Consider the following 23133-nt stretch of genomic DNA (forward strand, 5'->3'; position numbering starts at 1 on the left):
CATCCTCCCTGGTCGCGGCCGCCTGCTGGCGTCATGGTGGGATCATGATCACCGCCGTCCGCCACCTCGGCCCGAACTGGTACGCCACGGTCATGGGCACCGCCGTGGTGGCCACGGCCGGCTCCGCGCTCCCCCGGCCGGCGCCGAGGCAGGCCTGCACCGCCCTGTGGGTCCTCTCCCTCGCGCTGCTGCTGACCCTGCTCGTCGCGCGCGCCCTGCACTGGCGCCACCACCGCGACCAGGCCCGCGCCCACCTCCTCGACCCGGCGGCGGCTCCCTTCTACGGCTGCCTCGCCATGGCCCTGGTCTCCGTCGGGGGCGGCGCGCTCACCGTCGGCCGGGACTGGATCGGCACCGGGGCGGCCGTCGCCCTCGACGCCGTGCTGTTCACCGCCGGTACGGCCATCGCTCTGGTGGGCGCCGTGACCGTGCCGTACCTCATGGCCGTACGCCACCGCGTCGAGCCGGGGCAGGCCACACCGGTGTGGCTGCTGCCGCTGGTGGCGCCGCTGGTGGCGGCGGCGTCGGGGCCGCTGCTGGTGCCGCACCTGCCGGCCGGGCAGGCGCGGGAGACCCTGCTGCTGGCCTGTGTCGCGCTGTTCGGGCTGAGCCTGCTCGCCACGCTCGTGATGCTGCCGGTGGTCTTCGGCCGGCTGCTCACCGGCGGACCGCTGCCCCTCGCGCTCACCCCGACGCTCTTCTTCGCCCTCGGCCCGCTCGGACAGTCCACGACTGCGGCCGGCGCCTTCGCTGAGGCCGCCCCGGGGGCGGTGCCCGCGCCGGACAGCCGCGGCTTCGCCGTCCTCGCCGTCCTCTACGGCGTGCCCGTCATGGGATTCGCCCTGCTGTGGCTGTGCCTGGCCACCGCCCACGTGGTGCGGGCCCGCCGGCACGGGATGGGCTTCACGATGACGTGGTGGGCGTTCACCTTCGTCAATGGTCGTTCGTACAGTCTTGGTTTCCCGAGGTCAGAAAGGCACGCCAGCCCGCTTGGCGAGGCGCGTCAGCCTCGGGTTGCTGCGGCGGTGCAGTGAGGTCAGTACGCGCATGAGCTCCTGGCTCGTCGGGTGGACGCGGGCCATCTCGGGAGCGACGTTCCAGGCTTCTTCGAGTGACTCCAGGGCACCGTCCCGGTCCCCTAGGGCGAGCTGAGACCGGCTGATGTTCATGTGCAGCGGCCCGACCCTCGTCGCCGGAAGCGTCAGGCCACCCCGGATCAGGTCGTCGGCCGTGTCCAGTGCGCGGCGGTGGTCTTCCAGGTCGGACGTCGTGGAGATCACGTGGACCGCCGTGTTCTCCGGGCCGAAGTGAATGCCGTGATCCTCGATGTCCTCGGCGAACTCGTCAGCCACCCGCCACGCGGCGTCGATGTGCTGCTGGACGGTCCGCTTGTCCTTGAGTCGACCGGCCAGCGTCAGGCCGCGCAGGTGCAGGATGCCCAGGCCGTATGCCCGGTCGTGGCCCTCAAGCATCGACTCGGCCTCGACGATCGCCCGATCAACGATGGCCAGTCCTCCCGCGAAGTCACCCGAGTTGAGGAAGGCTCCGGCCTCGTCGCGAGCGGCCACCGTGGCGGCGATCGGGTGGGCGCGCTCGGCGGCCAACCGCTGCTTCATCACCGCCAGTTCGGCAAGGTGCATCCAGCGGTGCCGGGCGGCCAGCCAGTAGACCACCGAGTACACGTCTGCGACGCGGGTCCAGGCGTCCGGCGACTGCGTGGCGTGCGCGTAGCTCGTCGACCTCGTCAGCACTCCGGGCAGTTCGTGAAGGACCGTCCCCAGTTCGGTGCGGTAGCGGTGCTCGTTCAGCGCTGCCAGTTCGCGTGGCAGGTCCTCGGGGTGCAGCGGCGGGGCGTCCGGGATGTCGAATCTCCGGATGGCGTAGTTGAGGGCGGCCAGACTTGCCTCGTCCGTCTTGGCGACGGGTTCCGTGCCCAACAGCTCGTCGAGCGTGAGCCCCATGGCCTGCGCGAGGGAGGCGGCGATGCCCTGCGTGAGGGCGCGGTCGCCGATCTCGATCTTACTGAGCAGGGAAACCGACACACCCGCCCGCCGGGCAAGGGCGACCTGGCTGAGGCCGCGCGCCTTGCGGCAGACGGCCACGTTCGTACCGGGTCCGGGAATCCTGATCGCGCTCATCCTGTGCGTCTTCCCCGCTCGACGTCCGTTGTGTCCCATCGTCTCACCCCACCCCTCTGGCATCCGGCCCTTGTGCAAGAGCTGTGCAAGTTGGCTTCCCTCGGCGGCAGTTGTCTTGGGTGACATACCTATGCCCAGCTGGGACGAGGGAGCATGACACAGATCGAGAAGCCCGCAACGATGCTCAGTCACGGCGAGCTGCCCTATCCGCAGGGCACGCTCGTCGAAGACAGGATCTCGGGACGCACCGGTGAACTCCAGGATGTGATCGAGGAACGCCTGAAGGACACCGGACGGGTCATCAGCCGGACCGCGTACATCCGTCCCAAAGGGGGTGGCATCGAATGGGACACCCCTTTGAAGCACGTCCACCTCGTAGAGCTCGACTGAGCGTCCCGACGAAGCGCGCCGCCCTCATCGCCCCCGGTGACGTGGTCGGTTACGAGGGCAAGTGGCGCACGGTCGAGACCACGAAGTCCGATCGGGGACCGATGGGTGGATTGGCCATCGTGGTCACCTGGGAGGAGGGCGGCTCTGCCCGCTTCCCCGCAGGCGACGACCTCCTTGTGGGCGAGCCGGACTCCGGCTGACGCAGCCTTTCGTCGGTGAGCGGTGCACGTGGGCACGTCGCCGGCCGAAGAGACTTTGGGCAGTAGCTGCCATGGGGCGAGTGAACAGGGGGCCTTACGCTCGCCCGGCGAATCGGGCAGGTACTGGACCTGCCCGCTGGTGTGCCCGATCGGCCCCCTGTTCTTCGAGGCTCGCCCCATGGGAGCTGCGTAAAGTCTCGGAGGCCGTCGACCCCCAGCCCACCCGCCTCGGGCCCGCTGCGGCCCGGGGTCATCCGGCGCCCGGACGGGACCGGCGGTCACGCCGCACGCCCGGCCGGGGCGGCCGGGTGGCCCGGCGCGCCGCAGGCGCGCCCTTGAGTAAGTGAAGACTGTTTCGACCGATGCGGCTTGCCGCGCTGCGGCACCGTGGACTGTCAGACCCCGCTGCCATCATGTAAGGACGAGTGACAACCACACGGAAAGGAGCACGCCCATGGACTGCCGCGACCCACCAGCACCCCTGACTTCGGAGGCTTACACAGGTTGCGCGCACAGCGTTCCCAAGATGATCAACGCACACGTGCCGTCAGACGACAGGCGGCAAAGTTCCCCACACGGATAGGGCCGAAGAGCGCGGCACGGCTGGCCCGGCCCCTCGGCCCTCACAGCGACGACTAGCCGAGCCGGATAGGCTCGCGGAATGCCGGACACCGCACTGCTCATCATCGACATGCAGAGTGCCTTGTTGACCGATGCCTACGACGTCGAGGCTTGCTTAGGCAGGGTCGCTAACCTTGCCGAGCAAGCTCGCTCCGCTGGCATGCCGATCATCTACCTGCGACAACGGCTCCATGACGTGCCCACTGACCTGGTCGACGTCCATCCAGCGGTGGCGCCTCGGCCAGGCGATGTCGTACTGGACAAGGACAGCGCTGACTCCTTCCTCGATACCGGGCTCGGTGATCTGCTGCACGAGCTGACGGTTCGCCATGTGATCGTCACCGGATTTGCCACCGAGTACTGCGTTGACTCCACCAGCCGCAGCGCGCTCTCACGCGGCTACGACCTCGTGCTTGTTTCAGACGCACATACCACGCCGGAACGCCCGCCTGGTGCTGCGCCGTCCGCCGCTCAGGTCATCGCCCACCACAACACGACCTTGTCAGCCATCCAGTATGCCGGGCGCTCAATCACGGTCACACCGGCTGCGCAGATCCGCTTCGACACCGTACTGGCGAGTTGAGGAACCCTCCCCCTAGTCCAGCGGATTGGGCTCGATGTCGATGCGGTCGTAGTCCACCCCCGGCCCCCGCCTCTGAGCGGGATGGATGATCACGGCCGCGAACAGGAAGCGGAAGACAGCGTTCATGCGGGCGTGGTCCTTCTCCTCCTCCAGCTTCCGCCAGCGCTCCTGGGCGTCCAGCCCTGCGATGCCCTCCAGCACCGCCACAGGGCGCTGTATGGTCCTGCGCTGCCGCTCCTTCATCCGGTCCTCGATCCTGCGCCGCATCGCCCGGTACTCGGCCGTGGGCATCTCCTTGGCGAGCCACATCTCGTTCAGCTCCGCCAACTGCGCCGCGTCGTCCACGTCGGCCTGGATGTCGGCCTCCGGGCGGGCGGTGGCTGCGGGTGGACGGCCGGAGATGTCCAGGTTGACCAAGACATTCAGGGCGACGTCCCTGGCGAACTCCTCCAGCGGCTCAGCAGCGATCGTGCTCCCGCACCTGCGGCCGTTCCGCTGCGCTCTGGTGCACTGGTAGTAGGGCCTGCGACCACTGCCCATGGCACCCGCCATCCGGGTACCGCACCTGCACGTCACGACGCCGCGCAGCAAGTAGAACCTGCCGCTCCGCCCCACCTTGTACTGGACCGAACGGTAGGCGCGCATCTGCTGCACCTCCTCCCACTGGCCCACGTCGATGATCGCGGGCCAGTCCCCGGTACCCACCCGCTCGCCCTTGTGCATCTGGAGCGCGGCCACATGCGTGCTCGCGAGAAGCTTGCGCACGGTGTGCACCTCCCAGGACGCGTCTTCGGCCGTCGTGAGCCCCCGCCCGTGCGGGTCCTTCACTATGGCGCTCGGTGACTCGCCGTCCAGGAACCGCCGAAACACCTCCCTGACGATCTCCGCCTCTGCCTCGACGATCGTCCGCCCGTCCGGGCCGTACCCGAACCGGCGCCTCCCTCCATGCGGCTGACCCGCCCGGCGCCTGTCCTCCAGGGCGGAGACGACCCGCCGCGACGTGTCGTCGGAGGAGCGGCAGGCGTGCGCCACCTCTATCCGCAGGATGAACCGGTCGTCGGGGTCGGAAAGATCCTTCCGGTTGGCCTGACCGTGCAGGACCACTCGGTGATCGTCAGCAATGGTCAGCAGTTCACCTGCCCGTTCACCTCAGTCCGCGTCATGGGCATGACTGTATGAGCAACCGATGACATTCCCGGTCGGCACCTGTGTGACCGGCGCCGCCGCCCTGGCCCGGCACACCGGCCTGGTCGCCTACGAGGCGCTCGCGACGGGGCTGTACGTCGTCCTGGTCGCCGCCTGGGCGGTCGTCGCCGCGCTGACCCTGCGGGGGGTGGTCGGCGGCACGCTGCTCGCGGCGCCCCGGCCGGTGCTGCCGGCGCCCCGGCCGACGGCCGATGCGCCCCGGCACGCGGCGGAGCGGACCACGTCCGGCGCCGTCCGCTGACCGACGCGCGGGCCGGCCGGGGAAGGCCTGCGGGCCGCCGTCCCCCGCGAAGGTGTTCCCGCCCGGGCCGCCGCCAGGTCCGCGCTACCGCCTGCGGTCCCGGACCGCCTCGATGTGCTCGGCGACCGCGACGACGACCACCCGGGTGTCCGGGACGGTCGCCCGCCAGCGGTGGCGCACCCCGCCGGTCAGGTACAGCGTGTCGCCGCGGCCGAGGCGGTAGGCGCGGCCCTCCGCCTCGATCTCCACGGCGCCGTCGGCGACGTACATCAACTGGTCGTTGCGGTACTGGAACTCGCGGCCCGCCTCGTGGTCGCCGGTGAACTCCGAGGCGTGCATCTGGTGGTGGCCGCGGACCAGGGAGCGGGAACGGGGTCCGGGGCCGGGCTCGGCGAGCTCGGCGCGCACGACGTCGACGCTGCACGCCGGGTCGGCGGCGGCGAGGAGCTCGACGGCCGTGGTGCGCAGCGCGTCGGCCACCTTCTCCAGGGAGCTGGTGCTGGGCCGGGCCCGGTCGTTCTCGATCTGGCTCAGGAAGGGCACGGACAGGCCGCTGCGCTCGGCCACGACGGCGAGCGTGAGCTCCAGGGACCGGCGCCGCCGCCGGACGGCCGCGCCCACCCGAAGGGGCTGTTCTTTGTGGTCGCCCATCGCTCCGGCTCCCTCCTTCGCTCGTCGCTCCGACTCACCGAGTGCCCCGCTCGGACGCCCGTCCTCTGATGAGTTCTCTGCACCCTACGCATGTTCGGCAAACCGTTTCATGTGCCCGTCACATCGAGGACACACGGCGTCATCAGCGACCTCACGGATCGCGCCAGTCGATCATCCCCGGGGAATCACCGGGCGGGGACGTCGCGCCCGTTCTCCTCTTCAATGCCCGGGCGGGCCGTGGTGTTCCCGTGTCGTCGGGGTCCACGATCGCCGCTGGTGGAGCGGTCGGCACGCCCGGTCGGCACATGGCCGAGTCCGGGCATGGGCGTGGCTCTGCGTGGTTGGCCGGATCGTTGCCGTGCCCAACGGCGCGAGGGGCGGGCCCCTCCGTACGCGTCGGACGTGTACGGCGGGCCCGCCCCTCGCCGGGCGGTCGCGGGGCTGTCAGGTCACCCGGCCGCCCTGCTCTCAGCCCCGGCGCCGGCCACCGGCGCCCACTGGTCCAGCAGACCGGGGTTGTCCTTCAGCCAGGTGCGGACGGCGTCCTGCTCCTTGCCCTTGCCGGACTTCTGGATCTGCGCCTCCAGCTCGGTGAGCTGCTCCTCGGTCATCGAGAAGTCCTCGAGCCACTTGCCCACCTCGGGGTTGTCCCCGGCGAAACCCTTGCGGGCCAGGGTGTGCACGCCGTCGCCCTCGCCCCAGGCGCCCTCGGGGTCCTCCAGCTTCTTCAGGTCGTACTCGCTGTACGCCCAGTGCGGGGACCACAGGGTGACGAGGATCGGCTCCTTCTTGGCGTAAGCGCGCTTGAGCTCGGCGAGCATGGCCGGGGTGGAGCCGTCGACGACCTCGTAGGTGCCGTCGAGACCGTACTGCTTGAGGACCTTGTCCTTGAGCAGGCCCGTCATCCCGGCGCTGGGCTCGATGCCGGTGATCTTCCCGTCGAACCGGGAGGCCTTGCTCTTGAGGTCCGCCAGCGAGTTCACGTCCTTCACGTACGAGGGGACGGTGAGCTCGAGGGAGGTGGGGCCGTACCACTGCCCGAGGTCGTCGAGCTGCTTGCCGTACTTCTTCCAGTACTCGGCGTGGGTGGTAGGCAGCCAGGAGTCGGTCTGGAAGTCGATCTGCCCGGTGGCCAGGCCCGTGTAGAGGGGGCCGGCGGCGTACTGGGTGGTCTTCACCTCGAAGCCGCGCTGCTCCAGCAGTTCCTTCCAGAGGAAGGTGGAGGCGATGCCCTCGTCCCAGGGGATGTAGCCGATGGTGATCTCCTTGCCCCGGCCGACGTTCGTGGCCGAGGCCTCGGCGGTGCCGGAGCCGGAGCCGAAGACGCCCATGCCGCCGGCGACGAGGGCGAGGACGACCACGCCGACTGCGGCGACGGAGGCGCGCGGGCGGTACGACCACACCGTGGTGCGGGCCTTCGCGGCGGCCCGGCGGCCGAGCGGGGAGATACGGGTGCCCAGGGCGCCGGTCATCCGGTCCAGGTAGATGGCGAGGACGACGATGCCCAGGCCCGCCTCGAAGCCGAGGCCGATGTCGAGCTGGCCGATGGCCTCGTTGACGGCGCCGCCGAGACCGCCGGTGCCGACCATGCCGGCGATGACGACCATCGACAGGCCGAGCATGATCACCTGGTTGACGCCCGCCATGATCGTCGGCAGGGCGAGGGGCAGCTGGACCCGCAGGAGCGTGTCGCGCGGTGTCGTGCCGAAGGCCTCGGCCGCCTCGACGAGCTCGGCGTCGACCTGGCGGATGCCGAGTTCGGTCATGCGCACGCCGGGTGCGAGGGCGAAGATCAGGGTGGCGACGACACCGGCGGGCACGCCCATGCCGAAGAACAGGATCGCCGGGATCAGCAGGACCATCGACGGCATCGTCTGAAGCAGGTCCAGGACCGGCCGCACGGCCGCGCTGACGGTCTTGGAGCGGGCCGCCCAGATGCCCAGCGGCACCGAGATCACCAGGGCGATCACCGTGGCCACGAGCACCAGGGACAGCGTCGACATGGCCTCCTCCCACAGATCGAGGGAGACGATGAGGGCGAACCCGGCGAAGCCGAGGACACCCGCGACCAGGCCGCGCAGCCACCAGGCGAACACCGCGAGGATGCCCGCGAGCAGCAGGGGCTCGGGGGCGGTCAGGAGGCCGTCGAGACCGTCGTACATGCCTTCGACGACCGCCTTGAGCGCGTCGAAGAGCCAGGACATGTGGGTGACGAGCCAGTCGACGCCGGAGTCGACCCAGTCACCGAGGTGCAGCCTAGGCACGGGCCGCCTCCTTCCCGCGGGGGCGCGGACTGTCGCAGCGGGCCTCCGCGGCCCGCTCGTCGCCGAGGAAGCCGACCAGACGGCGGCGGGGGACGACGCCGACGAGGCCGCGGCCGGAGTCGAGCACGGCGACCGGGTGCGGCACCCGGGCGCTGAGCGCGCACAGGACGGTGAACGGCGTGTCGGGGGTGGCGGTCGCGCAGTCGCAGTCGGCCTCGTCGCCGCGGACGCCGGTGTCCATGACCGCGGAGGCGGTCAGCACGCGGGAGCGGTCGACGTCCTGGATGAAGGAGGCGACGTAGTCGTCGGCCGGGCGCACGAGGATGTCCTCGGCGGTGCCGTTCTGCACGACGCGGCCGTCGCGCATGACGGCGATGCGGTCGCCCAGGCGCATGGCCTCGTTGAGGTCGTGGGTGATGAACACGATCGTCTTCTTCAGCGTCTTCTGGAGCGTGAGGAGCTGGTCCTGCATGTCGCGGCGGATCAGCGGGTCCAGCGCGCTGAAGGACTCGTCCATCAGCAGCAGGTCGGCGTCGGTGGCCAGGGCGCGGGCGAGGCCCACGCGCTGCTGCATGCCGCCGGAGAGCTCGTCCGGCCAGGACTTCTCCCAGCCGGCCAGGCCGCACAGCCGCAGCGCCTCGGCGGCCCGCCGCTCGCGCTCGGCCCGCGGCACGCCCTGGACGGCGAGGCCGTAGGCGGCGTTGTCGAGGACGCTGCGGTGCGGGAAGAGGGCGAAGTGCTGGAAGACCATGCTGATCTTCTTCGCGCGGACCTCGCGCAGGTCCCGATCGCTGAGCGCGGTCAGGTCCTGACCGTCGAAGAGGACGCGCCCGGAGGTGGGCTCCAGCAGTCCGTTGAGCATGCGCAGCAGCGTCGACTTGCCGGAGCCGGACAGGCCCATGACGACGAAGATCTGGCCAGGGTCCACGGTGAAGGAGGCGTCGATGACGGCGGCGGTGGTGCCGTCGGCGCGCAGCTCCTCCCGGCCGGCTCCGTCACGGAGCCGTTCGACTGCCTCGTCCGGTCGTCTGCCGAACACCTTGTAAAGATGTTCGGCCTCAAGCCTGGAGGACACACAAACCTTCTCTGGTAGGGGACAGGGACGGAGGGACACCGGGCGTGAAGGCCCTGTGCCACACGGCCGGAACCGCACGAGTCTCGTGAGGACCGCTAACTGTTGAAAGCACAACCGGCACCGCTCCGAGGCGGCGCCTGCCCGGACCGAACCGGGGCAAACGCACGAGTGGGCCAGTTCACACGGCTCTCACAAGGTCCACGGGAGTGAGCACGGACGCCGTTCGGGGGTGCCGGTGCGGCATGATGCGTGACGTGACCGGACGACTGATGCTCCTCGACACCGCCTCGCTCTACTTCCGCGCCTACTTCGGCGTCCCGGACTCCGTGAGGGCACCGGACGGCACACCGGTGAACGCCGTGCGCGGTCTGCTCGACTTCATCGACCGCCTGGTCAAGGACCACCGGCCCGACGAGCTGGTCGCGTGCATGGACGCCGACTGGCGGCCTCGGTGGCGGGTCGACCTGATCCCCTCCTACAAGGCGCACCGGGTCGCGCGGGAGCAGGAGGCGGGCCCCGACGAGGAAGTGGTCCCGGACACGCTCTCGCCGCAGGTGCCGGTCATCGAGGACGTGCTGGACGCCCTCGGCATCGCCCGGGTGGGCGTCGCGGGGTACGAGGCGGACGACGTCATCGGCACGTTCACCGCGCGGGCGAAGGGACCGGTGGACATCGTCACCGGCGACCGCGACCTGTACCAGCTGGTGGACGACGCGCGCGGGGTGCGGGTGCTGTACCCGCTGAAGGGCGTCGGGACGCTCCAGGTGACGGACGAGGCCTGGCTGCGCGAGAAGTACGGCGTCGACGGCCGCGGGTACGCGGATCTGGCGCTGCTGCGCGGCGATCCCAGCGACGGCCTGCCGGGCGTCGCCGGCGTCGGGGAGAAGACCGCGGCCAAGCTGCTGGCCGAGTTCGGCGACCTGGCCGGGATCATGGCGGCGGTCGACGACCCCGCGGCGAAGCTCACACCCACGCAGCGCCGGCGGCTCACCGAGGCGCGGCCGTACCTCGCCGTCGCGCCGAAGGTGGTCCGGGTCGCCGACGACGTGCCACTGCCGGGGGTGGACACCGCGCTGCCCCGCGCGCCACGGGAACCGGCGACACTGGAGGGGCTGGCGGAGCGCTGGGGACTCGGCGGATCGTTGCAGCGCCTGCTGACCACGCTCGCCGCGTAACCATTGTTCTCGCGGGGACGGGTGGTTATTCCTGTGGCCGAAAGTCACCCTCGGTCGGAGGGGCGACGAACACCACCATGAGCACCACCGGGGGGCGGATGCTAACTTAGGTAAACCTAACCAAACGCACTGGGAGGCCGTCATGGCAGAACGTCCGGCACGGAAGCCGCGGAAGCCCCATTCCGCGCAGGTCGTCCGCACCGAACGGCTCACCCCCCACATGCAGCGCGTGGTCCTCGGTGGCGAGGGGCTGTCCGAGTTCACCGCCGGCACCTGCACCGACCACTACGTCAAACTGCTGTTCGCCCCCGAGGGCGTGACCTACCCGGAGCCCTTCGACATGGAGCGCATCCGGGCCGAGTTCCCCCGCGAGCAATGGCCGGTGACCCGGACCTACACCGTGCGCCACTGGGACGCCGAGCACCGCCAGCTCACCCTTGACTTCGTCATCCACGGCGACGAGGGCCTGGCCGGGCCCTGGGCGGCGCGCGTCCAGCCGGGCGAGACCGTCCGCTTCATGGGACCCGGCGGCGCCTACACCCCCGACCCGGCCGCCGACTGGCACCTGCTCGCCGGCGACGAGAGCGCCCTGCCCGCCATCGCGGCGGCGCTGGAGGCCCTGCCCGCCGGTGCCGTGGCCCACGCGTTCGTCGAGGTGTCCGGCCCCGAGGAGGAGCAGAAGATCGACTCCGACGTGGAGGTCGTCTGGCTGCACCGCGGCGACCGGCCCGTCGGCGAGAAGCTCGTCGAGGCCGTCCGGGCGCTCACCTTCCCCGAGGGCCGCCTGCACGCCTTCGTGCACGGCGAGGCGGCGGCGGTGAAGGAGCTGCGCCGGCTGCTCCGCGTCGAGCACCAGGTCCCGCGCGAGGACCTGTCCGTCTCCGGCTACTGGCGGCTCGGCCACAACGAGGACGGCTGGCAGGCCTCCAAGCGCGAGTGGAACGCGAGCGTCGAGCAGGAGCAGGAAGGGTCGGCGCCGGCGGCCTGAGCCGACCGCGAGCGGCCCGCACACGGGAGGCGGGCCGCGCCGTCACCGACGGCCCCGCGCGTGCGGACACCTCGCGTGCCGGCCGACCGGTCGCGGCGGGACGCGCCGGTCGGCGCCCTCCGGGCCGTGGCCGTCCCCGGCGACTCCCGGCCGGTGCACGCCGGCCCCGTGGCGGGCCCGCCGGCCGACGGCGCTCGCGACACGGGCGACCGTGACGCGGCAGCGACCGCTTCCGGCACCGCCCCACCTCACCCGGCTCTGCCCCGAGGCGCCGCGCCGAGGCACCGACCGCTGTCGTACGGCGGTGCCCCTGAACCCGGCCGCCGCCGTCGTCGCACCGACCGCCGCCGTACCCACCGGCCATCGCCGTCGCACCCGGCCGCCGCCGTACGGGCCATCCCCGTCAGCCCGGCCGTCGCGGTCGCACCGGCCGCTGCGGTACCGGCGCCTTCGCACCGGTCACCGCAGCCGTACCGGCGCGCCTTCCCGCCGTCCAACCCGTGGCCTCGCTCGCCGTCCGGCCCGTGGCCTCGCTCGCCGTACGCTTGATCCCGATGAGACGCCGCCGTACCCCTCCCCCGCCTTCCCCCCTCCCCCAGTGCGACGGGGTCGACGCGGTGCGGGTGCGGCTGCCGGGCGTGGGGCAGTGGGCGACGGTGCGGGAGCATCTGCGGGAGCGGTTCGGCGCGGCGCGGGCCGGGCTCGTCGAGGAGATGTTCGCGGCGGGGCGGATCGTCGGGGCCGACGGACGGGCGGTGGCACCGGACGCGGCGTACGTGCCCGGCCTGTTCGTGTGGTTCCACCGGGAGCTGCCCGCCGAGGAGCCGGTGCCGTTCCCCCTGGAGATCGTGTACCGCGACGATCACGTCGTCGTCGCCGACAAGCCGCACTTCCTCGCCACCACCCCGCGCGGCAGCCATGTCACCGAGACCGCGCTGGCACGGCTGCGGCGCGAACTGGATCTGCCGGCGCTCGGCGCCGCCCACCGCCTCGACCGGCTCACCGCCGGGCTGGTGCTGTTCACCGTGCGCCCCGAGGAGCGCGGCGCCTACCAGACCCTGTTCCGCGACCGGCGGGTGCGCAAGGTGTACGAGGCCGTCGCCCCGTACGATCCCGCGCTCGCCCTGCCGGTGACCGTACGCAGCCGGATCGTGAAGGAGCGCGGCACGCTGACCGCCCGCGAGGTGCCGGGCGAGCCGAACGCGGTCAGCCGTGTCGAGCTGGTCGAACACCGGCCGGACGGTCTGGCCCGCTACCGGCTGACACCGCGGACCGGGCAGACCCACCAGCTGCGGGTGCACATGAGCGCGCTGGGCGTCCCGATCCTCGGCGATCCCCTCTACCCCGAGGTGGCCGCCCCCTCACCGGCCGGCGACTTCCGGCGCCCGCTGCAACTGCTGGCGCGGGAGCTGGAGTTCACCGATCCGGTCACGGGGACGGCCCACCGGTTGCGGAGCGGGCGGACGCTGGCCGCCTGGTCGTCGTACGACGGCTGGGACGGCGGTCAGTAGCCGCGCCACCAGGCCAGGAAGCGGCGCCAGACGTTCGGCCCGCGGACCGGTGCCGGTGCCGGTGCCGGTGCGGGCGCGGGCGCGGGCGCGGCGGCGGGCGCCGCCGCCGGGGCGGCCCCGGGGTGGGGTGCGGTGCCCGGCAGGGGCTGGGCGGCGCGCGGCGTACCGGCGGCGGAGCCGAAGGCGGCCGGTGCGGGAGCGGCCGCTCCGTCAGCCACCGGCCGAGGGGCCGGTGTTCCGGCGACGGCCGCCCCGGGCCCCGTCGCCACGGGTCCCGTCGCCACGGGTCCCGCGGGCGCGGGGCCGGCCGGCGCCGGCCGGGGTTCGAGGGTGATCGGGGGCAGGGCGGGGCGCGGCTGCGGCACCAGGCCGTGGCTCGGCTTGGCGACGATGTCCTGCTGGGACTTCGGCTCGAACCGGACCGGCAGCTCCACCAGGTGCCGTGAGGCGATCGACGTCGTCCAGCGCAGGTCCTCCTCCTCGCAGTCGAGCCGGATGTCCGGCAGCCGCATGAGCAGCGCGTCGACGCCGACGTCGGCGATGGCCCGGCCGATGTCCTGGCCGGGGCACTCGTGCGGGCCGCCGCCGAAGGCGAGGTGGGACCGGTTGCCCTGCATGTTGGCCGCGAGGTCGGGGCGCACCCGCGGGTCGACGTTGGCCGGGGCGGGCGCGAAGAGGAGACCGTCGCCCTTGCGGATGCGCTGACCGCCCAGCTCGGTGTCCTGCTTGGCGAAGTAGCCGAGGATCGCGCTGAACGGCGGCTCGTCCCACAGGGACTGCTCGACCGCCTCCGGCACCGTCATCTGCCCGCCGTTGAGCTGGGCGACGAACCGCGGGTCGGTGAGGACCATGCGCAGCGCGTTGGAGAGCAGGTTGACGGAGGCCTCGTAGGCGGCGAACAGCACCAGGCGCAGGTGTTCGCGCACCTCGTCGTCGGTGAGTCCCGCCGGGTCGGTGATGAGGTGGCTGGCGAAGTCCTCGTCGGGCCGGGCGCGGCGGCGGGTGGCGAGGCGGCTCACCGCCTCCATGACGTGGGAGTGGCTGGCGATCGCGGTGTCGGTGCCCTTGAGCGCGTCGCGGGCGGCCTGCACCATCCGGTCGTCGTACTCCTCGGGCATGCCGAGGATGTGGCACATGACGGCCATCGGGAGGTGTTCGGCGAACTGGCCGACCAGCTCGGCCCGGCCCTCCTCGCAGAAGCGGTTGACCAGGCGCTGGCTGGATCGGTAGATGTACCGGCGCAGGCTGCGGTCGTCGATGGTGGCCATGGCCGCGGTGACGGCGCCGCGCAGCCGCTTGTGCTCGTCGCCCTCGGCGTGGGAGCAGATCGGCTGCCAGGCGATGTGCGGCATCAGCGGGTGGTCGGGCTTGACCATGCCCTCCAGCAGCGGGGTCCAGACGCGGCTGTCGCGGGTGAACTGCGAGGGCGCGCGCACCATGTGCAGGTTCTCGGCGTGGCCGAGGACCACCCACACGGGTACGTCGTCGTGCAGGAGCACGGGAGCCACCGGGCCGTGCTGCTCGCGGAGCCGCTCGTAGAGGTCGTTCAGGTCTTCGGCGCCGGGGCCGTAGAGGCGCTGCAGTCCGCCGGGGCCGCTGCCGTGCGCGGGGCAGCCGGGAGGCGGGTCGAGGGCGAGGTCGTGCGGGCCGGTCGTCGGGGGGTGTTCAGGCGTCACAGGGGGTCGCTCCGAAACTGTGGGCGAACGGGGTGGGGGGTGGGTCAGGTCAGGTCAGGCTGCGGGTGAGCGCCAGGGAGTGCAGGAAGCGCATCAGGGTCATCAGCACGTCACGGCTGGAGGCCCGGCGGCGTACGTCGCACTCGACGATCGGGACCTCGGGCGGCAGGTCGAGCGCGGAGCGCAGGTCGTCGACGGGGTAGCGGGGCCCGTCGGGGAAGGTGTTGACGGCGACGACGAACGGCACGCCCCGCTCCTCCAGCCGCCCCATGACCTCGTAGCTGACCTCGAGGCGGCGGGTGTCGACCAGGACGACGGCGCCCAGCGCGCCTTCGAACAGTCCGTGCCACAGGAACCAGAACCGCTCCTGGCCGGGCGTGCCGAACAGGTAGAGCACGACCTGGTCCGTGATCCGGATGCGGCCGAAGTCCATCGCCACGGTGGTGGCGGTCTTGGACTCGGAGCCGTGGTCGTCGTCGACGCCGATGCCGGCCTGCGTCATGGTCTCCTCGGTGGTCAGCGGTCTGATCTCGCTGACGGAACCGACCATGGTCGTCTTGCCGACGCCGAAACCGCCCACGATGACGATCTTGGCTGCCGCCGTGGTGGTGTGCGGCAGGTGATCCTCGGCCCGTGGACCGGGGAGCGTGTCAGAGCCTTTGAAGTCCATGCATCACCGCTTCGAGAAGGGAACGGTCGGCAACCTGCTGCCGGGCGATCGGGGCGCGCGCCTGTACGAGGTCGGCCGCCAGCATCTCGGTGAGCAGTACCGTCACCACGCTGAACGGCAGGCCGAGATAGGCCGATACCTCGGCCACCGACAGCGGGGCCTGGCACATCCTCAGCACCGCCGTCTGTTCCGGGGTGGCGGAGGAGGGCGGTTCGGCGTGCGCCACGACTAACGTGACCAGGTCGAGGGGAGCGCGTTCGCCGTCCGCGCCCGAGATGACGTACAGCCGCTCGACGTTCTTGCGCTCCCCTTCCTGCGAGGCCGGGGCGGGGGGTTCCGGCAGGGGGTGCCGCCGCTGGCGTTGCGGAGGCGTCATACGTTCTGCCCGTTGTACCGGGGCGGGGTGGTCAGATGGGCGCCGATGCGCACCACGAGGTCGCGCATCATGCCGCTCATCCGGCCCGCCTCGCAGCGCACGTCGGCGAGGACGGCGAGGTAGGCGTTGGCGCCGGCGGACATCAGGTAGAAGTAGCCGCCGTTCAGTTCGATGACGACCAGTTGCATCTCGCCGTCGCTGGAGTGGATCTCCTGGCCGACGGCGCCGGCCAGGCTCTGCAGGCCCGCGCAGGCGGCGGCGACGCGGTCGGCGGCGTCGGGGTCGCCGGCGTAGCGGGCGATGCGCAGTCCGTCGGCCGACAGCACGACGATCATCTCGATGCCCGGAACTCCGTCGTAGAGCTCCTTGAGCAGCCAGTCGAAGTTGGCGCGCTGCTGGATCACGTGAGGTCCCCCTCGTCGTCGGCCCCGGTCGTGGCCTGGTCGTCGATCAGGTGCAGGTATGCGGTGGGATTGCGGGTGAAGTCGGTGGGGTGGACGTCCGACGGGATGTCCTTCTTCAGGCCCTCCCAGAACGCCTCGAAATGCACGCCGGGTTCGGCCCCGTCCTTCTTGGCCGCGGGTTCCGGCCGGGCCTGGGCGAAGGGGTCGGGCCTGCCCTCGCGCGCGGCGGCCTCGGCCGCGTCCTTGGCGGCGTACGCCTCGCGGTAGATCTCGCTGATGGGGACCGTGGCCTTGCTGCGGCGCTGGGGCAGGCCCTTGTCGGTCCACTCGGTGATGACCGGGATCTCGTCGTCGTCCAGGGAGACTCCGGCCGGGATGCGCGGGTTGGTGGGGCGGCGCTTCTTGGGCGGCCGCTTGGGGCCCTCGATGTTGCCCAGGTCGATCTGGGGCACGGCGGTGGCGCCGATGCCGTGGGCGAACCCGGGGGCGGGGTCGGTGGTGAGCATCTCGCTGGGCACGACCAGCACGGCGCGGACGCCGCCGTAGGCCGAGGTGCGCAGCGACACCTGCATGTTGAACGACGTGCACAGGCGGCCGACGACGGCCAGGCCCAGGCGCGGGGTGCCGCCGACGTCCTGGATGTCGACGCCGGCCTTGGCCAGTTCCAGCATGCGTTCGGCCTTGGCGCGGGCCTCCTCGCTGAGGCTGACGCCGGCGTCCTCGATCTCGATCGCGATGCCGGTCTGCACCTCGACGGCGTTGACGTGCACCTTGCTCTGCGGGGGCGAGTAGCGGGTGGCGTTGTCGAGGAGTTCGGCGGCCGCGTGGATGAGCGGTTCGACGGAGAGGCCGCGGATGTTGACCTTGGCGATGGAGTCGAGCTGGATGCGCCGGTACTCCAGGATCCGGGACATGGCGCCGCGCAGCACACTGTAGAGGGGTACCGGTCCGGGCCAGTTGCGGCCGGGGCGGCCACCGCCGAGCACGCCGACGGAGTCGGCGAGGCGGCCGATCAGCGCGTTGCCGTGGTCGATGCGCAGGAGGTCGTCGAAGACCTCGGGGTTGCGGCCGTGGTCCTCCTCCATCTCCCTGAGTTCCGCGGCCTGTTGGTGGACGATGGCCTGGACGCGCCGGGCGACGCTGACGAAGGAGCGCTGGGCGGAGTCGCGCAGGGCTTCCTCGTGGTCGACGATGTCGAGGATCTTTTTGATGACCTGGTGCTGGCCGTCGCCGAGTTCGTTGAAGGCGGGGTCGACCTCGGCGAAGTGCAGCATCACCTCTCTGGGAGAACTGCCCTTGCGCAGCCACTCCACCGCCTGCGGCACGAAGTACTGGGCGATGCGGACGTTCTGCTCGTCGTGGGCGGCGGCCCGCCGCTCCAGGTAGGCGACGCGCCGGTCCTTCTCGGCGCGCAGCTCCCGCATGTGCCGGCCCCGGCGGGCCGACTGGGCCCCGGTCGTGATCACCAGGAGGGTCGCGACGGCTCCGCAGACGCCGACGGCGAGCCGGGCCGACGGCGCCACGAGGGCGGCGGCCGCTCCGGTCGCCGCGGCCATCAGTATCGCCGGCAGTACCAGCACACGGGCGGGGGCCGGTTCACGGCGACCGGGTGGGGACTGAACACTCACCATATGGGCACCCTCTGTAGGGACATGTCGGCATCTTCGGAATGATGGGGAACAGGCGCACGAATTCACCCCAACTCGGTGCGCCGCGGGCGAGCTTAGTCCGACAGGATCATCGCCGTGTCATATTCGGCGACCGCCTGAAATCAGGCAGGTGCGTGGAGTAACCTCGACCGTTTCACACGCTCCGATTGCATCCGAACACGCTCGGTGACGGCGAACGGGCGTGCGGAAGGGCTCACCGGGACGGATGAACCGAGTGGTGCGTGGGGCCGTCGAGGGCCGTCGCGAGCGGTCGACGTGCTGGACCGGACCGCCGGTGGAACGGGTGAACTCGGGGACGGATGCTCGACCTCCGGGCGAGGGACGGGGGCGACCGTCTCGACGGGTCGCCCCGCCCGACGGCGGTCCTCACCGCTGCCTGTCACGGCCGGCCATGGGGGTGGGGGTCGCGAGAGCAACGCCGGGTACTGCTGCCCGGCGACCACTCGCCCTGCGCTGCTCCCCCGACTCGCGCTTCCCACCCGAGTCGCGCTGCATGCCCGCCTGAGCCGTCCCCCGACCCGCGCTTCACGCCCGCCCTGCGCTGTTCCCGCCGACCCGCGCTTCACGCCCGAGTCCGCGCTTCACGCCCGCCCCTGCGCTCCCCGCCCGCCCCGCGCTTCCCGCCCGTCCGCACGAGCGCCGGCGTGCAGGCGCGCGCTACCCGGCGCGCCAGCGCTGAGGCGCCGGGCGGCACCCCGCCTCGCTCGGCCCGGCCCTGTCTGTCCGCCCTGCGGGCGCTTGTGCGCCGGTGGTGGGTGCGGACGCGAAGAGGGTGTGACGGACCGGGTCAGCCGGTCCCGGACGCCGCCTCGAAAAGGCGGTCCGGGACCCGGCCTCGATCCGGAACGCTGCGCCGATCCGGGACCCTGCTCCGGTTCGGGACCCGGCCGCAGTCCGGGACCCGGCCGCAGTCAAGACGGCCGGGGTCCGGACGGCCGGGGTCCGGACGGCCGCGGTCCGGACGGCCGCGGTCCGGACGGCCGGGGTTCAGCCCACCGAGGAGTAGGCCACGACCCCGCGCAGCAGCGCGTCGACGGCCTTGCGGGCGGCCTTGGCCACGCCGGAGCCCTCCGCGGGGGCCGCCGCCGCGATCTGTCCCAGCACGTCGATCACCTGCTTGCACCAGCGCACGAAGTCCCCGGCCGGCATCTCAGCCTCCCGCAGCACCTCGTCGAGCCCCTTGCCGGAGGCCCACATGTACGCGGCCCAGGCGAAGCCGAGATCGGGCTCGCGCTGCCCGACGCCCTCCGTCTGGTTGATCCGGAAGTCCTCCTCCAGGGCATCCAGCCGGCCCCAGATCCGCACCATCTCCCCCATCGCGGCCTTCGCCTTGCCGGAGGGCAGCTTGGGGGCCATCGCGTCGTCGCCGACCCGCGCCTCGTACACCAACGCCGAGACACAGGCGGCGAGTTCGGCCGGGGCCAGTCCCTCCCAGACGCCGGCCCGCAGGCATTCGCTCGCCAGGAGGTCCAGCTCGCCGTACAACCGGGCCAGCCGCCTGCCGTGTTCGGTGACGTCGTCGCCGCGCAGGTAGTCCAGTTCGGTCAGCAGTGCCACGATCCGGTCGAAGGTACGGGCGATGGTGTTCGTCCGGCCCTCGATGCGCCGCTCCAGCTGCGAGGTGTCGCGCAGCAGCCGGTGGTAGCGCTCGGCCCAGCGGGCATGGTCCTCGCGGTCGTCGCAGCCATGGCAGGGATGCGCGCGCAGGGTGGTGCGCAGCCGGGCGATCTCCCGGTCGTCCGCGGCCTGGGACCGCTTCTTGCGGGCCCGCTCCGGCGGGATGTGACCGGCCTTGCTGCGCAGCGCGGAGGCCAGGTCCCGGCGGGACTGCGGCGAGCGCGGGTTGAACGTCTTCGGGATCCGCATCCGCTCCAGCGGCTCGACCGGCACCGGGAAGTCTATCGAGGCCAGCCGCTTGACCTGCCGCTCGGCGGTCAGCACCAGCGGGCGCGGCCCGTCGTGGTGGTCGAAGCCGCGGTAGCCGTTGGCCCGCCCGGCGGGCAGGCCGGGGTCGAGGACCAGCGCCAGGCCGGCGTACTTGCCGGTGGGCACGTGGATGACGTCGCCCGGCTTCAGCTTCTCCAGCGCAACGGCCGCCTCGGCCCGCCGCTGGGCGGCGCCCTGCCGGGCCAGCTCCGTCTCGCGGTCCTTGAGTTCGCGGCGCAGCCGGGCGTACTCCTCGAAGTCGCCGAGGTGGCAGGTCATGGAGGCCTTGTAGCCCTCCAGGCCCTCCTCGTTGCGCTGTACCTGCCGGGAGATCCCGACCACCGACCGGTCGGCCTGGAACTGCGCGAACGACGTCTCCAGCAGCTCGCGCGAGCGGTGCCGCCCGAACTGCTCCACGAGGTTGACCGCCATGTTGTACGACGGCTTGAAGCTGGAGCGCAGCGGGTAGGTGCGGGTGCCCGCGAGGCCGGCCACCTGGTCGGGGTTCATGCCGCGCTGCCAGAGCACGACGGCATGGCCCTCGACGTCGATGCCGCGCCGGCCGGCCCGTCCGGTCAACTGGGTGTACTCGCCGGGGGTGATGTCGGCGTGCTGCTCGCCGTTCCACTTGACGAGCTTCTCCAGCACCACCGAGCGGGCGGGCATGTTGATGCCGAGCGCGAGGGTCTCGGTGGCGAAGACGGCCTTGACCAGGCCGCGTACGAAGAGTTCCTCGACGACCTCCTTGAAGGTCGGCAGCATGCCCGCGTGGTGGGCGGCGATGCCCCGCTCCAGGCCTTCGAGCCACTCGTAGTAGCCGAGGACGTGCAGGTCCTCGCGGGGGATGGCGGCGGTGCGCTCCTCGACCAGGGCGCGGACCCTTTCCCGCGCGTCCTCGTCGTTGAGCCGCAGGCCGGCGTAGAGGCACTGCTGGACGGCGGCCTCGCAGGCGGCGCGGCTGAAGATGAAGGTGATGGCGGGCAGCAGCCCCTCGGCGTCGAGGCGTTCGATCACCTCGGGCCGGCCCGGTGTCCACACCCGGGTGCGCTGCCGGCGCTCGCGCTCGCGGTCGGCCTCCCGCATCCGCCCGCGCCGGCGGTCCTGGTACGACGGCCTGCTCGCCTCCATGCGGGCCAGGCGCGCGAGGTCGGGGTTGACGGCCTTGCGGTGCCCCTCGCCCTCCTCGAACAGGTCGTACATCCGCCGCCCGGCGAGCACGTGCTGGAACAGCGGCACGGGCCGGTGCTCGGAGACGATCACCTCGGTGTCGCCGCGGACGGTGTCCAGCCAGTCGCCGAACTCCTCGGCGTTGGACACGGTCGCGGAGAGCGAGACCAGGGTGACCGACTCGGGGAGGTGGATGATCACTTCCTCCCAGACGGCGCCGCGGAAGCGGTCGGAGAGGTAGTGCACCTCGTCCATGACCACGTACCCGAGGCCGTAGAGGGTCTGCGAGCCGGCGTACAGCATGTTGCGCAGCACCTCGGTGGTCATCACGACCACCGGGGCGTCGGAGTTCACGCTGTTGTCGCCGGTGAGCAGGCCGACCTTGGCGGAGCCGTAGCGGCGGCACAGGTCGGAGTACTTCTGGTTGGACAGCGCCTTGATGGGTGTCGTGTAGAAGCACTTCTTGCCCTGCTGGAGGGCGAGGTGGACGGCGAACTCGCCCACGATCGTCTTGCCGGAGCCGGTGGGCGCGGCCACCAGGACGCCCTTGCCCGCCTCGAGCGCCTGACAGGCCTCGATCTGGAAGGGGTCGAGGCCGAAGTCGTACATCTCGCGGAAGGAGGCGAGCGCGGTGGCCTGCTCGGCAGCGCGCCTGCGCGCAGCCGCGTACCGCTCGGCCGGTGAGAGATCCTCTGTCATCGTGCTTTCGAGCGTACCGGGCCACACTGACAACAGGACGATCATTATCCGGATCCGGTGCCGTGAAACATCGATCCGCGCAGTTCAGGGGGTCGTGGGCGACGATCCGTGGCGCCTCTGGCACACAGCGCGCGGTCGGCAGGGGGAGCGGCCCCGGCGGCTCTGCGTCCGCCCGGGCGGGGTGCGGGTTCCCGCCCGGGGCAGGTCCCCGCCCGGTGCGGGTCTCCGCCCGGTGCGCGCCCCCGCCCGGTGCGCGCCCGGGTGCCGTTCGCGACGGCGGCACGCGCGGGTGTCCGGAGCTGGGGAGTCGGGCGCGCCCGGGTGCCGTGCCCGACGGCGGCACGCGCGGGTGTCCGGGGCAGGGGAGCCGCCGGCGGGTCTGCGGTGGCGGTGCGCACCCGGGGGCCGGCCGCCCGCGACGCGGAAGCGGCCGGCGGCGCCGCGCGGGCGCCCCGGCCGCGGCCCGCGGTGGGGTGGCAGGGCGGGTGATCAAGCGGTCACGCAGGTGACCGCACGAGCCCCGCCGTGGTTGTCAGGTCACGTCGTCGTAGCCGTTGACCCGTTCCGTGCTCGTCTGCTCCGGCAGGGCTCGGCTCGCGGCGACCGTCTCCACCTCGCCGATGTCCTCGGGGGTCAGGTCCAGCACCGAGGCCTCGTCGTCGGCGGGAGCCAGGGCGTCGCGGCGTCGCCTGCGGCGGTCGTTCAGCAGCGAGAAGGCGACCGCGCCGAAGTACAGGATCCAGATCGGTCCGGCGAGCGCCAGCATCGAGACGGGGTCGGTGCTGGGCGTGGCGATGGCGGCGAACACCGTGATGCCGATGATCATGGCGCGCCACCAGCCGAGCATGCGCCTGCCGGTGATGACACCGGTCAGGTTGAGCATGATCAGCAGCAGCGGCAGCTCGAAGGAGAGGCCGAAGACCACGACCATGCGCGTGACGAGCTGGAGCAGGTCGTCGAGCGGCAGGAAGTTGTCGACGCCGGACGGCGTGAACTCGATCAGCACCTTCGCGGTGGTCGGCAGCACCATGTAGGCGAAGTAGCCGCCGCCCAGGAAGAGCGGGACGCCGGTGCCGACGAAGCCGTAGGCGTACTTGCGCTCGTGCCGGTGCAGCCCCGGGGCGACGAAGGCCCACAGCTGGTAGAGCCAGACCGGCGAGGCGAAGACGATGCCGGCCATCAGGGAGACCTGGAGGGCCAGGGTGAAGGGGGCGAGCAGACCGTTGATGGTGATCCGCGCGCACTGCTTGCTGGTCTCGCCCGACGAGCTGAGCTCGTTCTGGATCTGCTCGAAGGTCTTCCCGCAGCCGACCGAGTCGAGGATCGGCTTGGTGAGGAAGTTGATGATGTCGTTGTAGTAGAAGGCGGCGACGACCGTCACGAGGACGATGGCGAGCAACGCCTTCGCGAGCCGGTTGCGAAGCTCACGGAGGTGTTCCGCGAGGGGCATCCGCCCCTCGGGATCCTTCTCCTTCTTGCGGGCAGGCTTGAGCAACCCACGT

At 71.9% G+C, this 23133-nt stretch carries 18 protein-coding genes and 1 pseudogene; 7 read left to right on the plus strand and 12 right to left on the minus strand.

What is annotated here, in order from left to right:
- The first annotated feature begins 44 nt into the window (after window positions 1–44).
- A complete protein-coding gene (locus tag ACFV9M_RS08120; protein ID WP_385075030.1) occupies window positions 45–1034 on the plus strand; it encodes a TDT family transporter in 990 nt (329 codons plus the stop codon).
- On the opposite strand, the gene ACFV9M_RS08125 is transcribed toward ACFV9M_RS08120, so the two are convergent.
- Window positions 969–2138: a helix-turn-helix domain-containing protein gene (locus tag ACFV9M_RS08125; RefSeq protein WP_385075033.1), complete on the minus strand. Its 1170-nt coding sequence runs from the start codon at window positions 2136–2138 to the stop codon at window positions 969–971. The two genes, ACFV9M_RS08120 and ACFV9M_RS08125, sit on opposite strands and share 66 nt — an antisense overlap.
- Window positions 2139–2291: 153 nt before the next feature.
- On the opposite strand from ACFV9M_RS08125, the gene ACFV9M_RS08130 reads away from it, so the two are divergent.
- Both ACFV9M_RS08130 and ACFV9M_RS08135 read left to right on the plus strand, forming a co-directional pair.
- Entirely contained in the window at window positions 2292–2528 is a 237-nt protein-coding gene (locus ACFV9M_RS08130; RefSeq protein WP_385075036.1) for a hypothetical protein, read from the plus strand.
- Window positions 2529–3389: 861 nt separating this feature from the next.
- Window positions 3390–3932 (plus strand): isochorismatase family protein, encoded by a 543-nt coding sequence (locus ACFV9M_RS08135; RefSeq protein ID WP_385075039.1) that lies wholly within the window; start codon window positions 3390–3392, stop codon window positions 3930–3932.
- 12 nt (window positions 3933–3944) lie between these two features.
- On the opposite strand, the gene ACFV9M_RS08140 is transcribed toward ACFV9M_RS08135, so the two are convergent.
- The gene (locus ACFV9M_RS08140; RefSeq protein ID WP_385075041.1) at window positions 3945–5036 is read right to left on the minus strand and encodes a recombinase family protein; all 1092 of its coding nucleotides are present in this window, start codon (window positions 5034–5036) and stop codon (window positions 3945–3947) included.
- A gap of 85 nt (window positions 5037–5121) precedes the next feature.
- Here ACFV9M_RS08140 and ACFV9M_RS08145 point away from each other — a divergent pair.
- Window positions 5122–5379, plus strand: a pseudogene (locus ACFV9M_RS08145) (C4-dicarboxylate ABC transporter); the annotation flags it as partial.
- Window positions 5380–5463: 84 nt separating this feature from the next.
- On the opposite strand, the gene ACFV9M_RS08150 reads toward ACFV9M_RS08145, so the two are convergent.
- From ACFV9M_RS08150 to ACFV9M_RS08160, 3 genes are all read right to left on the minus strand, one after another.
- Window positions 5464–6030, minus strand: a complete 567-nt coding sequence (locus ACFV9M_RS08150; protein ID WP_385075044.1) for a helix-turn-helix domain-containing protein — start codon at window positions 6028–6030, stop codon at window positions 5464–5466.
- A gap of 449 nt (window positions 6031–6479) precedes the next feature.
- The gene (locus ACFV9M_RS08155) at window positions 6480–8294 is read right to left on the minus strand and encodes an ABC transporter permease/substrate binding protein (protein WP_385075047.1); all 1815 of its coding nucleotides are present in this window, start codon (window positions 8292–8294) and stop codon (window positions 6480–6482) included.
- Entirely contained in the window at window positions 8287–9369 is a 1083-nt protein-coding gene (locus ACFV9M_RS08160) for a glycine betaine/L-proline ABC transporter ATP-binding protein (RefSeq protein WP_385075049.1), read from the minus strand. The genes ACFV9M_RS08155 and ACFV9M_RS08160 overlap by 8 nt, the downstream gene beginning before the upstream one ends.
- 245 nt (window positions 9370–9614) lie before the next feature.
- Between ACFV9M_RS08160 and ACFV9M_RS08165 the strand changes: the two genes are divergently transcribed.
- The 3 genes from ACFV9M_RS08165 to ACFV9M_RS08175 all read left to right on the plus strand — a co-directional run bounded on the left by ACFV9M_RS08165 (window position 9615) and on the right by ACFV9M_RS08175 (window position 13043).
- Entirely contained in the window at window positions 9615–10544 is a 930-nt protein-coding gene (locus ACFV9M_RS08165) for a 5'-3' exonuclease H3TH domain-containing protein (RefSeq protein ID WP_385075066.1), read from the plus strand.
- Window positions 10545–10686: 142 nt separating this feature from the next.
- A complete protein-coding gene (locus ACFV9M_RS08170; RefSeq protein ID WP_385075052.1) occupies window positions 10687–11532 on the plus strand; it encodes a siderophore-interacting protein in 846 nt (281 codons plus the stop codon).
- Window positions 11533–12086: 554 nt separating this feature from the next.
- Window positions 12087–13043, plus strand: a complete 957-nt coding sequence (locus ACFV9M_RS08175; RefSeq protein ID WP_385075055.1) for an RluA family pseudouridine synthase — start codon at window positions 12087–12089, stop codon at window positions 13041–13043.
- On the opposite strand, the gene ACFV9M_RS08180 is transcribed toward ACFV9M_RS08175, so the two are convergent.
- The 7 genes from ACFV9M_RS08180 to tatC all read right to left on the minus strand — a co-directional run bounded on the left by ACFV9M_RS08180 (window position 13037) and on the right by tatC (window position 23126).
- Window positions 13037–14719: a cytochrome P450 gene (locus ACFV9M_RS08180; protein ID WP_385102357.1), complete on the minus strand. Its 1683-nt coding sequence runs from the start codon at window positions 14717–14719 to the stop codon at window positions 13037–13039. The two genes, ACFV9M_RS08175 and ACFV9M_RS08180, sit on opposite strands and share 7 nt — an antisense overlap.
- A 49-nt stretch (window positions 14720–14768) precedes the next feature.
- Window positions 14769–15389 carry an ATP/GTP-binding protein gene (locus ACFV9M_RS08185; protein ID WP_385067042.1) on the minus strand — a complete coding sequence of 207 codons (621 nt, stop codon included), beginning with the start codon at window positions 15387–15389 and terminating at the stop codon, window positions 14769–14771.
- Window positions 15370–15765 carry a DUF742 domain-containing protein gene (locus tag ACFV9M_RS08190; protein WP_385067040.1) on the minus strand — a complete coding sequence of 132 codons (396 nt, stop codon included), beginning with the start codon at window positions 15763–15765 and terminating at the stop codon, window positions 15370–15372. Before ACFV9M_RS08190 ends, ACFV9M_RS08185 begins: the two co-directional genes overlap by 20 nt.
- Window positions 15762–16169 carry a roadblock/LC7 domain-containing protein gene (locus ACFV9M_RS08195; protein ID WP_385067037.1) on the minus strand — a complete coding sequence of 136 codons (408 nt, stop codon included), beginning with the start codon at window positions 16167–16169 and terminating at the stop codon, window positions 15762–15764. Before ACFV9M_RS08195 ends, ACFV9M_RS08190 begins: the two co-directional genes overlap by 4 nt.
- Window positions 16166–17749: an ATP-binding protein gene (locus ACFV9M_RS08200; RefSeq protein WP_385067034.1), complete on the minus strand. Its 1584-nt coding sequence runs from the start codon at window positions 17747–17749 to the stop codon at window positions 16166–16168. Before ACFV9M_RS08200 ends, ACFV9M_RS08195 begins: the two co-directional genes overlap by 4 nt.
- 1077 nt (window positions 17750–18826) lie before the next feature.
- Window positions 18827–21676 carry a DEAD/DEAH box helicase gene (locus ACFV9M_RS08205; RefSeq protein ID WP_385067031.1) on the minus strand — a complete coding sequence of 950 codons (2850 nt, stop codon included), beginning with the start codon at window positions 21674–21676 and terminating at the stop codon, window positions 18827–18829.
- 487 nt (window positions 21677–22163) lie between these two features.
- The gene (gene tatC, locus ACFV9M_RS08210) at window positions 22164–23126 is read right to left on the minus strand and encodes a twin-arginine translocase subunit TatC (RefSeq protein WP_385067028.1); all 963 of its coding nucleotides are present in this window, start codon (window positions 23124–23126) and stop codon (window positions 22164–22166) included.
- Between the last annotated feature and the right edge of the window lie 7 nt (window positions 23127–23133).

This window comes from Streptomyces sp. NPDC059895 (genome assembly GCF_042731035.1).
GTDB lineage: Bacteria > Actinomycetota > Actinomycetes > Streptomycetales > Streptomycetaceae > Streptomyces.